The sequence below is a fragment of the Thermococcus sp. 2319x1 genome (assembly GCF_001484685.1).
Lineage (GTDB): Archaea > Methanobacteriota_B > Thermococci > Thermococcales > Thermococcaceae > Thermococcus_A.
The window spans coordinates 187,940-201,302 of record NZ_CP012200.1 but is presented as its reverse complement, the minus strand read 5'-3'; the positions used below and the strand labels follow the sequence as shown (position 1 = coordinate 201,302).

At 44.8% G+C, this 13,363-nt stretch carries 6 protein-coding genes; 3 read left to right on the top strand and 3 right to left on the bottom strand.

Annotation, left to right across the window (positions count from 1 at the left end):
* Positions 1 to 19: 19 nt before the first annotated feature.
* The 3 genes from ADU37_RS01010 to ADU37_RS01000 all read right to left on the bottom strand — a co-directional run bounded on the left by ADU37_RS01010 (position 20) and on the right by ADU37_RS01000 (position 6,506).
* Positions 20 to 1,393, bottom strand: a complete 1,374-nt coding sequence (locus tag ADU37_RS01010; RefSeq protein ID WP_058945884.1) for an MATE family efflux transporter — start codon at positions 1,391 to 1,393, stop codon at positions 20 to 22.
* Positions 1,394 to 1,570: 177 nt separating this feature from the next.
* Entirely contained in the window at positions 1,571 to 3,946 is a 2,376-nt protein-coding gene (gene ppsA / locus ADU37_RS01005; protein ID WP_058945883.1) for a phosphoenolpyruvate synthase, read from the bottom strand.
* 124 nt (positions 3,947 to 4,070) lie between these two features.
* Entirely contained in the window at positions 4,071 to 6,506 is a 2,436-nt protein-coding gene (locus ADU37_RS01000) for a glycosyltransferase family 39 protein (protein WP_058945882.1), read from the bottom strand.
* A 57-nt stretch (positions 6,507 to 6,563) separates the two neighbouring features.
* Between ADU37_RS01000 and ADU37_RS00995 the strand changes: the two genes are divergently transcribed.
* The 3 genes from ADU37_RS00995 (at position 6,564) to ADU37_RS00985 (ending at position 13,278) form a co-directional block, all read left to right on the top strand.
* Positions 6,564 to 7,598 carry a hypothetical protein gene (locus tag ADU37_RS00995; protein WP_058945881.1) on the top strand — a complete coding sequence of 345 codons (1,035 nt, stop codon included), beginning with the start codon at positions 6,564 to 6,566 and terminating at the stop codon, positions 7,596 to 7,598.
* 36 nt (positions 7,599 to 7,634) lie between these two features.
* Positions 7,635 to 8,786 (top strand): M20 family metallopeptidase, encoded by a 1,152-nt coding sequence (locus ADU37_RS00990; RefSeq protein ID WP_058945880.1) that lies wholly within the window; start codon positions 7,635 to 7,637, stop codon positions 8,784 to 8,786.
* A gap of 232 nt (positions 8,787 to 9,018) precedes the next feature.
* Positions 9,019 to 13,278 (top strand): S8 family serine peptidase, encoded by a 4,260-nt coding sequence (locus ADU37_RS00985; protein WP_058945879.1) that lies wholly within the window; start codon positions 9,019 to 9,021, stop codon positions 13,276 to 13,278.
* Positions 13,279 to 13,363 lie beyond the last annotated feature (85 nt).

Below are 13,363 nucleotides of genomic sequence, written 5' to 3'. Positions count from 1 at the left end.
ATATAAATATTTTGGCGCCTCAACCCTCATCTATAATCCTTTTCATCCAGCTACCTTTAAGGAACCAAGCAAAGCCAATTAATGCCGCCAGAAAGTTACTTAAACCCATTCCAAGCCATACTCCAGTTGTATCTGCCATAAACTTTCCAAGGCTGTATGCAAGGGGGATTCTAAGCACCCACAACCTTACCATCCCAAGTATCATGCTCTTTTTGGTATGTCCAGAGCTCTGAAATACGTTGCTTACAGCGGAAAAAATGCCAAAAAACGGCAAGGAAAAGGCAAAATACCTAACGAACTTAGCACTTTCCGCTAAAACCCTTTCATCCTTCACGAAAAATCCGAATATCTGGGCTCTGAAAGCTACCACTATAGCAGTTCCAACAGTTAGCACAATTAAATTGGTCAGCATGGCCCTCTCCGCTATTTTCTTTGCCCTCTCGTATTTCTCGGCACCAACGTTCTGGCCCACCATGGTCCCCATTGCTTGGCTTATTCCGTCAGCTATAGCGAACATAAAATTTGTAAGACGGTTTCCTATGGTATAGGTAGCGAAGGCGACGGTTCCATAGATGTAGATTATTCTCGTAAGCACAACAAAGCCAAAGGCATCCGTAGAAAAGCCCACACTCGAGGGCAGTCCCACTCTGAAAATCCTGGCATAGAAATCCCACTCTGGCTTGAGGTTCTCCAAGGTAAGATGAATTCCTACCCTACCTTTGAACAGCAGATACCCTCCAATCAAAGAACCAACACTGTTCGAAAACATTGTTGCCACTGCAGCCCCTATAACTCCAAGCCTCGGAAACCCCAACCAGCCAAAAATCAAGAGGGGGTCTAAAATAACGTTAAGGAAAACAGTGAACATGTTGATTTTCACAGGAGTTTTTGTATCCCCAACTGCCCTGAGGAGGAAGTTAAATGCAAACAAAGTGAAGGAGAAGGGTATGCCTATGAAAATTATCCTAATATAACTTAAAGCAAAAGGATAAACCTCAGGCGTGACCTTCATGAACTTAAGGGCTAAAGGTGCTATTAGAAGTCCAAAAATGGCTACAAATATGGCAAAGAACATCATCAAGGAATACAGCGCTCCAGCGGCTCTACCAGCCTTCTCATAATCCTTAGCCCCAATATACTGGCTCACAAAGGCAAAGCCCGCAGTCGCAAAGCCCATTCCAATGCTCATAAAAAACCATACGAGAGGCCAAGCCGTCCCTGGGGCGGAGAGCTCTTCCGTACCCAATCTTCCAAGCCAGAAAGTATCTGTGAGGTTATAAAGAACTTGAACCATGTTGTTGATTATTAAAGGATAGGCCAGCTTCAGCATTGTTTTCTCTATGTTGCCCTCTACTATCTCCTGCCTCATCGCCTGAATCTTCTCTCCGTCCATACAGGCCACCTTAGTGAGATATCACTGATCATCGCATATCTTAATTCTGCTCAAAGGCGATCGCTTTATGGTCAAATGGAAATCGAAACGTTATTATAAAAAGCTTATTATGGATAAATTATCCCTATGCAAAAACTTAGAAACAAAAACCTAACAAAAGAAAAGAAGTTAAAGAGCTCAGAACTCGAGCTCGTCCTCTTCAAAGAGCTTTTTTCTGGCTGCCTCGAAGATAATCTTCTGCTCTTCTTGAGCAACGACCTTTCTGATGAGCTCTACTGCATCTGGGTTGGCTGATATGCTGTCGATGCCAAGCCTTACGAGTATCTTAGCCATCTTTGGATCGCTTCCGGCCTGTCCACAGATGCTGGTCTCAACTCCGTGCTTCTTACAGACCTTAATGACATGCTCGATGAGTTTGAGCACCGCCGGGTGGGTCTCATCGTAGAGGTAAGCTATTCTGTCGTTGTCCCTATCGATGGCAAGGGTGTACTGGGTAAGGTCGTTTGTACCGAAGCTTATGAAGTCGATGCCCTCCTTAATGAGATCTTCTATGATGAGAGCCGCTGCTGGAACCTCTATCATAACACCCCATTCGACGTCCTTGTGTGGAACGAGACCAACCTCAAGGGCAATTTCCTTAGCCTTCCTGATCTGCTCCGGGTGGCCCACAAGTGGGAGCATTACGCCGATGTTGTTGTAACCTTCCTCGACGACCTTCTTGATAGCCTTGAACTCGGCCTTGAGCAGTTCTGGCTGGTCAAGGCTTCTCCTAATTCCTCTCCATCCAAGCATTGGGTTTCTCTCCTCTGGCTCGTCTTCTCCACCTGGCATCTCCCTGAACTCGTTGGTTGGAGCGTCAAGTGTTCTGTACCACACTGGCCTTGGATAGAAGGCAGCTGCGACAGTTCTAATACCTTCGGCAAGCTTTTCAACGAGTTCTTCTTCCTTTCCTTCTTTGATGAACTTAACTGGGTGCTGTCCAATGCTAAGGATCATGTGCTCCGCTCTAAGCAAACCAACACCATCAGCTCCAGTCGCTGCGGCTCTCTCGGCTACCTCTGGCATTGAAACGTTGACCTTGACCTTGGTTGCGGTGATAAGTGGAGCGCCTGCAACTACTACTTGACCACCGGCTGCTGCAGCTGCTTCCTCCTTCTTCTCGACGAGACTCTTTACGATTCCCTTGTAGACGACACCTCTAGTACCATCAACCGTGACGTAGTCGCCGGTCTTAAGCTTCTTGGTGGCCTCTTTGGTACCAACAACAGCCGGGATACCAAGTTCTCTTGAAACGATAGCAGCGTGGCTGGTTCTTCCACCTTCGTCGGTAACAATAGCGGAAGCTCTCTTCATTGCAGGAACCATATCTGGGTTTGTCATTGTTGTTACAAGGACGTCTCCTTCCTTAACCTTGTCGATCTCGCTAGCATCAAAGATAACAACCACTCTACCGGCACCGATACCCGGTGAAGCACCAAGACCCTTGAGAACAATCTCAGCTTCCTCACTCTCAGCGGCTTCGGTAACGGCACTCTCGGCCTCTTTGAGTGTGGTAATAGGCCTGCTCTGGACGATGTAGAGCTTGCCGTCGTCCTTATCGTAAGCCCACTCAATGTCTTGTGGCCATCCGTAGTGCTCCTCAATCTTGGCACCCATCTTTGCAACTTCAATTATCTGCTCATCTGTGAGAACCTGCTTTTCAACGTATTCTGGGCCGAGATACTCGGCAACTGGAACCTTAACGGTTCCCTTACCTGTCTCAGGGTTTCTAACAATCATTACCTCTTTCTTGGCAATGAACTTCTCCTTAATCTTCCATGTGCCTTTCTCAACGATGTACTCATCTGGAGTTACGGTACCGCTGACAACAGCCTCACCAAGTCCCCAGCTTGCGTTGATCATTATCTCATTTCTATCGTTTGTGACGGGATTTGCGGTAAACATAACACCGCTTGTCTTGCTGTTAACCATCTTTTGAACAACGGCACTCAGGTAAACCTTTGAGTGATCAAATCCTTGCTTTGCCCTGTAGAATGTAGCTCTTGCGGTCCAAAGTGAAGCCCAGCATCTCTTTACCTTATCCTTAACGTCATCCGCACCAAGAACATCCAAGAAAGTCTCCTGCTGCCCGGCGAATGAGGCCTCCGGGAGATCTTCTGCTGTAGCAGAGCTCCTAACGGCAACATAAACCTCATCTTTGCCAAATCTCTGGCTGAGCTCCTTATAAGCCTGCTCAATCTCCTTGGCAATCTCTTCAGGCATTTCAAGTGAGATTATCTTTTCCCTAATCTTGGCGGTGTTCTCCTGGAGCTGCTTGCTGTCATCAACATTGGTTCTGCTTATAATGTCCATAATCCACTCTTGGAGAGTTCTTCCGTCTTCAACCCTAACGTTTTCAACAAAGTATTTGTACGCTTCAGCTGTAACACAGAACCCCGGTGGAACTGGAATCCCGGCGTTTGTCATTTCTCCAAGGTTTGCACCCTTTCCACCCACAAGGGGGACGTCTTCTTTTCTCAATTCCTCAAACCATCTTATGAATCTGTACGCCATCTCGACCCCTCCTTTTTAGAATAACCGTGGGTGATATAGAGAGAGCCTATTTAAAATTAACTGTTCAAAAGTGGCTTTTGAGCCTGTAAAATAATCTCGCCCACATCCACAATAGGATTAAAAATTAAAAGTTTTGCAACGCCAGAATTTCACTGAGAATTTCTATGGCATTTTCCATACCATAAGCATACTTCAAAGCCCTGAAGATATCCAATGTAGCTTGAAGAGGCCGTGGTTCCTTGTTGAGGTCATAGGTGTTCTTTATAATGTTCAGCATCTGTTCCTCCTCTTTCGTCATTCCGACAATATGGTACACGAACAAAACATTGGCATAGGTTGCCCTGGAATAACCGTACCCCTTTTCCCCTTTGAAATGTCCGTTTTCTTCTTGCTGCTCCTTGATCCATTCTGCTGCCTTTTTGATTGCAGGTAAGACCCTTTCATCCCCACTTATCTGGTAGTATCTGGCCAGACCAAAGGCCGTAACAATGGTTCCTCCTAAGCTCTCCCTCCAGCTCCCATCCTTCCTCTGTTCCTCAAGGATTTTGGTTATTAAATTATTTAGCACCGTCCCATTAAGCAGGCTGTATTCATAGAGTATTGGGAGCATTTGGGCCTCAGCAAAGAGGTCTCCCTTTTTGTCTTTTGGAGTTGTCATAATGTAATTTTCTTTGATCCTCTCTTGGAGGTACTTCCTCCCCTTAGCACTTCCCTCAAAAGGCATTTTCATTAGGGGCTCCAATGTAAAGGCGGTATACAGAGTAAAGTCATTCGGAGGAATTCCTTCCGGAAAGCCCCCATTATCGAGTTGTTTATATGCAAGCCACCTTAATAACCATTCATAGCGCTCTTTGAATTTTTCGTTCCCTGTCTTTTGATAGAGGTAAGAGTATATTTCCGCAATCCTGGAATTCAAAAAGTAATCCCCCTTATATCCGTCATCAAAGTCCGCATAGTTGTAGCCAGTCCAGAAGTTTTCCAAAAAGTTCACCAACACTTCATAGCTTCCGGAATACTCTATCCTATCCCGATCCGGTGGAAGGAGGGAGGGGTTTGGTATGAATTGATAGAGCTCAGAGTTTCCATTTACGAAGAGCGTTTTGAAATGAGTATCATAAGGGGCATACTCCATAAGGCCGTACTTTATGAGACCATAGGCCCTGCGGTAATTATCTACATAGATGTAGCTGACATTGTAGAGCTCCATCAAATGATAAACCCTCTCCTTTTGGGTTGAACTGAACATGACCACGTGATCTGAATACGCCTTAATCGCCTCCTGAGAATCAGGAGCCTCCTCAAAAAATCCTTGGTAGACTTTCTTCCACATCACGACGTCTTTTCTATGGGTGTTGCCTATTAACAGATATCCCAAATCCCACCACACCAAAAATACGGCATCTTCTGGAGTGTTCTCTTTTATCCATTCAAACGCCTCTTTGTCCTTTACCGTCGGGGGAGTTATGTAGGCATACGAAGAGTAAGCCCCCTGCACAATGGGAGTAACAATAAACAATGCTATCAAAATGGAAACGGCTTTTTTATTCAGCAAAGCCTTCCTAAATACGTTCGCACCTATTCCACTCATATCTGCAGTGATTTTTTCAAGAATTAGGCGAAGCTTTGGAAATACCTCATCCACCAAGTACTCTGCCGCCATTATTGAAAGGGGTAGGGATGCATAAGGATCCCTAAACCTAAACGCTATGCTGCCTAAGATCATGAACGCCCAAGCCCACAAGGCCAAACCCTGCCTAACTGGGTCTCCTTCTAAATACTTCTTAGTCGCCAAAACTCCAAAAATCAGTTGAACAACTCCAATCCACTTCAAATATCCCAAAGCTGTAACCTCTTCCCTTGGCATTCTGGATATGAGGCCCCTTATGAACTCCCCGGTTACGGGGGCATAGTAAAGGGCAAGAGCTGCAAGGGCTAAAACTGCCAGATAGTGGAGATGCCTCTTCACCCATGGAATGAAATGCACAAAGAACATTAATAGTCCAACTCCAACAAAAAACACCCATCCTCTGTGTGTGACCATATAAACTGGGAGCAAGACCATCGAGTAAATTAAATACTTCGTTTTTCCAGTTTTGAGGAATCTCACTATTAACCATAGCCCAGAAATAAACAGAAAAACGCCGAGATTTTCGGGGATGTAAAGGCTAGTTCTATAAAGAAAATTCGGAGCAAAGCCCACCAAAAGGGTTGCCAAGAATGCTTTATTTTCCTCTCCTAGAATTTCCTTTGAGAGATAGTAGAAGGCTATCAGGGAGAGCACGCCATAAACGGCTGGCAGTACAAAGAACACAAAATCACTCTTGAAAATCCCATAAAAGAGGGCCCCTATTACATGAAAGAGAGGAGGATAGCTGTAGGCTTTAAGACCCAATAACGACCCTAAATCTCTAGAAAGAACTCCTATCCCACTGTTAGCGATTCTCAACGTCAAATCCCTATGGAGATATTCGTCATAGACCGCAAGCAGCAGAGTTCTGTGAGGTATTAGCCTTACAAGGAATGAGACAACAATAAACAGTGCAAACTTAGTTCTCTTCATCTTTTACACCCCTAAGCCTTTTAATATTCTTTTGACTTTATTAAAGTTGGTGGTTCAATGAAAGGCCTAAAGCTCTTCACCCTTGCATTTTTTACATACCTATTTTTAATGGTTTGTGCAAATATCTTTCTCAGGGATAAACTGTATGCTACGGTTCTTCCCTCCGGTAGAATCACAATTGCTCTCGCTATTGCCATGCTATTTTGGGGGGGTTTGGTTCTCGGCTATTTAAAGCCGATAAGATTCCCGGAATGGGTTTACTGGTTTATCGTATTCATTCTCTCCTTTGCACTCCCAATTTATGGCCAGTTGGCTGTTTTAGTTCTGTTCCTCCTCTCACGAGAGTACAATGTTTTTGAAAGATACGCAAAATTTGTCCTTGCGGGCTCTATCTTTTCCATACTTGCTCTCTATCTATTTGAAGGTGTCCCCCTTTTCCAGTGGGAGCTCAGGTTTAGGCTTGTTAAACCCTTAGTGTTTTTTGCGTTTTTGTCTGGAATCTCTCTTACGTATTGCGAACTAAACTGGAAAATCAAAACTGCCCTTTTCTTAGCATTGGAGGTTCTTTTCTTTTTAGGCACTTTTAGATCTCTGATGCTTTTGATATTTCTGTTTTACTCGCTTCCATATTATCACAAAAACAAATTGACTTTCAGACAAGCCTTAATCGGACTACCAGTTTTCTTATTTGTTGTCTTCTTAAGTGGGAATCTTGAAGCCCTTTTGGTCAGAATAGGATTTACATTTTTGATTTTCCATAACATAGTTTCAGTCTCCCTTCCATTTGGCTTTTTCCATGGCAAATTGTTACTCCACAGTGACCCCAGGTGGAGGATAGCATTTATGTTTACCCTTAATGGTAGGTACACTTACTTCCTCTTCGGCCAGCCAATAGCGGATTTTGGAATCCTTGGGGTAGTTGAGGCGTATCTATTTGGAAGTTTGCTTAGATTATCAGAAAAAAACAAAAAAACCGCAAGTATTGTTTTGGCGACGCTAATTTATGCCCTTGAGAGCGGGGTGGATGCCTTTATTCTTTCCGTGTTGTTGATTTTTGGTGGAGTCTATTCAAAGTATGCATCGAAAGGCTAAAATATGAATTTGAACTACTCAAATCGGTGAACTCCAATGAATCCTCTCGAAGAAGCCATCAAAATTAAAGACCAGATAATTGCCTGGCGCAGGGATTTTCACATGCATCCTGAACTTGGCTACGAGGAAGAAAGAACCTCAAAAATTGTTGAGAATCGCTTGAGAGAGTGGGGGTATAGGATTAAGCGCGTTGGAACGGGAATAATAGCTGATATTGGTAAAGGAGAGAAAACTATCGCCCTGAGGGCTGATATGGATGCTTTGCCGGTTCAGGAAGAGAACGATGTCCCCTATAAGTCCAGAATCCCGGGAAAAATGCATGCCTGTGGCCATGACGCTCACACTGCAATGCTCCTCGGGGCGGCGAAGATAATAGCAGAGCATGAAAACGAGCTCCCCAACAAGGTAAGACTACTCTTCCAGCCAGCGGAGGAGGGAGGAAACGGAGCATTGAAGATGATAGAAGGTGGAGCCTTAGAGGGCGTAGATGCTATTTTCGGCCTCCACGTATGGATGGAACTGCCGAGCGGTGTTGTTGGTATAAGAGAAGGCCCCTTCATGGCAGGAGTTGGGAGGTTTGATGTTGAAATATTGGGAAAAGGAGGCCACGGGGCTTCGCCACACGAAACCATCGACCCAATTCCAATAGCGGCTCAAGCCATCTTGGCATTTCAGACAATCATAAGCAGAAATCTCAATCCTCTGGAAAGCGGAGTTGTTACCGTTGGTTCAATAAAAGCCGGAGAAGCATTTAACGTGATTCCCGAAAGGGTGTACATGAGCGGTACTTACAGATTCTTCACGCCAGAAACAAAAAGCCTTATTGAAAAAAGAATTGAAGAGATTTTAAAGGGCATAACATTAGCTAACAATGCCTCGTATAAGCTCAAGATAGAAGAAGTAGGCCCCCCAACAATAAATGATCCAAAGATGGCATCTCTTGCCAGAAAGGTTGCTCAAAATCTCGGGCTGAAAGTAGAAGAAGTTCCAAAGACCATGGGAGCTGAAGACTTTGCATTCTACCTCCAAAAGGTACCGGGAGTATTTATAGCCCTGGGTACAAGAAACGAGGAAAAGGGAATAATTTATCCACACCACCACCCAAAGTTTGACGTGGACGAGGAAGTGCTTTATCTCGGAACGGCTCTCGAAGTGGCCCTGGCTAGGGAGTTTTTGAGGTCAACATGATTTTTTCACGATTCTTCCGAATTTTTCGTTACTCTTTTGGAGCGTTTTGGGACTTTATTGGTGGATAAGCCATAATTTGTGAGTCCTGTTGGTTACTAGCTAAGGGCTTAACAACACCGTTGTATGTGCGGCGAGCTACTCCTGTGCTGTTTCCTTAACATTACCAGCGAAACGCTTATATTCACGAAGAAAGTAGTAGTTAGATGACCAACCTAGTACGGAGGTGTATACAATGAATAAAAAGGCGCTGAGTGTTTTTGTAACACTCTTGATGCTACTTGCAGTGGTTCCAGCGGCGTCTGTATCAGCTGAAGCGGAAGATACCAAGTTGTATAGTTCAGAGAATGCAACAAAGAATACTACTGAAACAAGAAACATGGTAGTTAAAGCAGTAATCACAAAAGAAGTCTCACAAGCTGCATTGAATGCCATTATGAAAGGACAACCCACCATAGTTCTCATAATCAAGGTTGAAGATGGCAAACTCGAAGAGGCAAAAGCAGAGCTTGAAAAGCTTGGGGCGAAGATTCTTGATGAGAACAAGGTTTTGAACATGCTCCTTGTCAGAATAAAGCCAGAAAAAGTCACGGAACTCAACCACATCTCATCACTTGAGAGAGCTTGGCTCAACAAGGAGGTGAAACTCCTTCCTCCAGTGATAGAGAAGGATCTTGCTTCTTCGCCAGGAGTCTTGGATGAACCCAAAATGTATAACAGTACTTGGGTCATTAATGCAATTCAGTTTATCCAGGACATTGGGTATGATGGAAACGGTACTTTGGTAGCTGTTCTCGATACTGGAGTCGATCCCAACCACCCGTTCTTGAACATAACCCCGGATGGAAAGAGGAAAATTATAGAGTGGAAGGATTTTACAGACGAGGGGTTCGTGGATACCTCCTACCAGTTTAGCAACGTGGTAAGTGATGTTCTGATTATAAACCAGACGTTCACCATTTATTCGGGCCTTAAACTCAACGAGTCAACGGGGCTCATGGAATACGTTACCGAAACCATTTACATTAACAACGTCACCATCGGAAACATAACGTCTGCCAACGGCATCTACCACTTTGGTCTTCTTCCTGAGAGGTACTTTGACCTCAACTTTGACGGTGATCAGGAGGACTTCTATCTCGTTCTACTGGTAAACTCCAGCGGAAACGGTTACGATGTAGCTTACGTCGACACTGATCTTGACCACGACTTTACAGATGAGGTTCCACTTAGGCAGTACAACATGACCTACGATGTCGCAGTTTTCAGTTATTCTGCCCATGGTCCACTCAACTACGTGCTGGCTGAGATCGATCCCAATGGAACATACGCATCGTTCGGCTGGGATGGTCACGGCCACGGAACTCACGTTGCTGGGACGATTGCTGGCTATGACAGCAATAACGATGCTTGGGACTGGCTCAGCATGTATGCTGGTGAATGGAATATCTTTTCGCGGCTGTATGGTTGGGATCGTAGGAACTTGACAACTGATACTGTCCAGGGCGTGGCTCCCGGTGCACAGATAATGGCAGTTAGAGTTCTAAAAAGTGTTGGTAGTGGCTCGATGTGGGACATCATAAACGGCATGACCTACGCCGCTACCCACGGTGCGGATGTTATTAGTATGAGCCTCGGTGGAAACTATCCTTTCTTGGACGGCTCAGATCCTGAGAGCGTGGCCGTTAATGAACTCACCGAGAAATATGGCGTAATATTCGTCATCGCCGCCGGAAACGAGGGGCCAGGTATTAACATCATAGGTAGCCCTGGAGTTGCGACCAAGGCAATAACGGTCGGTGCTGCTGCAGTACCTACCAACGTCGGAGTTTTTGTATCGCAAATACTCAGTATTTTGAGTAATGGATATTATTACTTCCCAGCGTACACCAACGTAAGGATGGCATATTTCTCAAGCAGGGGACCAAGGGTTGACGGAGAAATGAAGCCCAACGTAGTGGCTCCGGGATACGGAATATATTCCTCAATCCCAATGTGGGCAGGGGCCGCGGACTTCATGTCGGGAACTTCAATGGCAACTCCCCATGTTAGCGGTGTCGTTGCACTTCTCATCAGCGGTGCAAAAAAGGAGGGCATTGACTACAACTTTGACAAAATAAAGAAGGCATTGGAAAGCGGTGCCACCTGGCTTGAGGGTGATCCCTACACCGGTCAGGAGTACACGGAGCTTGATCAGGGACACGGTCTCGTTAACGTCACCAAATCCTGGAAACTTCTCAAGGAGATGAACGGCACTTCCCTCCCAATTGTTGATCACTGGGCTGAGAAGTCTTACAGTGACTTTGCTGAGTACCTCAGTGTCGACGTTATAAGGGGTCTCTATGCGAGGAATTCAGTACCCGAGACCGTTGAGTGGCATATCAAGTACGTTGGAGACACCAAGTATAGGACGTTTGAAATCTACGCCACGGATCAATGGATAAAGCCCTTCGTGGAGGGTAGCATAACACTTGAGAACAACACTGAGTTTGTCCTTAAGGTTGGATACCACACCGATAGTCTCGAGCCAGGCCTTCACGTTGGGAGGATAATCATCGACGATCCTACAACGCCGGTGATTGACGATGAGATCTTGAACACTGTTATTATCCCTGAAAAATTTGCTTTGGAAAACAACTATACTCTTAGGTGGGAAGACTATAACGGTCCGAAAATGATAAGGCACCACTTCTTCATAATACCCGAGAACGTCGATGTTCTCTACACTACAACGAGTAGATGGGACTACGGCCTCTATAGGCCAGATGGAATGTACGTGTTCCAAGTCTCAGATTCCCCTGCGGCAGTGGCCAATCCGATGCCCGGAAATTGGGAGCTCGTTTGGAACGGGTGGAACTTTGCACCGCTGTACGAGTCAAGCTACACTGCCAAGATCTATGGTGTTGATATTTCACCAGCGACCTGGTATGTAAACAGGACTTACCTGGATAACAACACCCACTTCACGGTCAGTTTTAACATAACCAACATCTACGCCCCAATCAACGCCACTCTCGTGCCCTTTGGGTTTGGAACCTACAGTACAAGCATTGAGAACGTTGCCGATGGTGAGTACTTCATAAAGGCCCTTGAGGTTCCAGAGGGAGTCAGGCAGTTAAAAATCAGGATTGGAAATCCGAGTGTTTCAGATGCCGACCTTGACCTATACCTGTACGACAGCACCGGCAGTTTGGTCGTTGATCCGGGTCTCTATATGGGCCCCACAGCGTATGAAGAGATTGTCGTGAACTATCCGGAAGCTGGAACTTATTCAATAGTCGTTTACGGCTATGATGTTAAAGATGAAAACGGAAATCCAACAACCACAACCTTTGACCTATCGGTTGAGATAGTTGTGGACAACGGTAACATAAAGCTCGACAGGGACGCTGTTGTCCTCGGAAGCAACGAGAGCGCCCTCATAACTGCTAATATATCAATCAACAGCGACCTCCCGGCGGGTATATACTCCGGTTTAATAGAGATAAGGGACAACGAAGTTTACGAGAACACTGGTGTGCCTGTGGCAGTTGTTCCAATAACGCTCATAGTTGACAAGGCCGAGATGGTAGTTGGATTTACCCCAACAACAGGCGTGCTTGGAGAAGCCCAAAACTACACAGTCATAGTGAAGCACGCCCTAACTTTAGAACCAATAACTAATGCTACAGTAATTATAGAACTTATGGAAAATATAAGTTACAAAACAGACAAAAATGGTACTGTAACATTCTTATTTAAACCAACTAAACTAAATGTCGATGAAATCTCAATCATGATCATAAAAGAAAACTTTAACACCCTGACGAAAACATTCCAAATAACAGTCTCAGAGCCTCCAAAAGTTGAAGAGCTTATTAAAGAACACAAAGCAACTATTGTAGCATCCTCTCCAGAAGCAAATGCCACCCTAGTCTCAAGAAAGGTTTCAACAAGTACGAGCACAAGTGGGGCTCAAAAGACCACAACGACTACAATAACGATTACGGTAAATGGTACTACAAATGAGACCGCGATGGTAATGGTAGTCATTCCAAAAGAGGCTGAAAACGTAGTGGTCACCGGAGACCATGTAGTGTCATATTATGTAGAAGAAGGAGAAAAGGCAAAATACGTGTTTGTAACAGTTAAATTTGCATCCCCAGTAGATGTGTCCATTACCTACACTATAACGAGTAAGACTGGAGCGTCAATAGCCATGCTGAATTACTTGTATTACAGATACTATCTAAAAGAGTTGGCCAACTTTGAAAAACTCTACAGCAAAGCCTTAGAGCTGGGAGTTGACAATAAGAGTCTCCAAATGGCTCTTATCCTTAACCAGACTGCCGGGGAGTACTATAAAAAGGCTCAAGAAGTAGTTGGAGGAAACATACTCTCGGGAATACACACTGGAGACCCAAGACTTCTAACACCTCTAAGAAAGGCATATCTTACTCTAAGAGATGCAGTATTACTGCTACAAGAGGCCATCAATAAACTAGAATCCTCTTAGAATTCTTCTTTTTTGCCATTTTTAATTTTTCTAATGTATTTGGTAGATAATGGATTAAATATGAGCTATTTTACGACATCACTAC

Coding starts and splice junctions, on each gene's coding strand:
- ADU37_RS01000 (WP_058945882.1), bottom strand. CDS start 6,506: ATGAAGAGAACTAAGTTTGCACTGTTTATTGTTGTCTCATTCCTTGTA.
- ppsA (WP_058945883.1), bottom strand. CDS start 3,946: ATGGCGTACAGATTCATAAGATGGTTTGAGGAATTGAGAAAAGAAGAC.
- ADU37_RS00985 (WP_058945879.1), top strand. CDS start 9,019: ATGAATAAAAAGGCGCTGAGTGTTTTTGTAACACTCTTGATGCTACTT.
- ADU37_RS00990 (WP_058945880.1), top strand. CDS start 7,635: ATGAATCCTCTCGAAGAAGCCATCAAAATTAAAGACCAGATAATTGCC.
- ADU37_RS00995 (WP_058945881.1), top strand. CDS start 6,564: ATGAAAGGCCTAAAGCTCTTCACCCTTGCATTTTTTACATACCTATTT.
- ADU37_RS01010 (WP_058945884.1), bottom strand. CDS start 1,393: ATGGACGGAGAGAAGATTCAGGCGATGAGGCAGGAGATAGTAGAGGGC.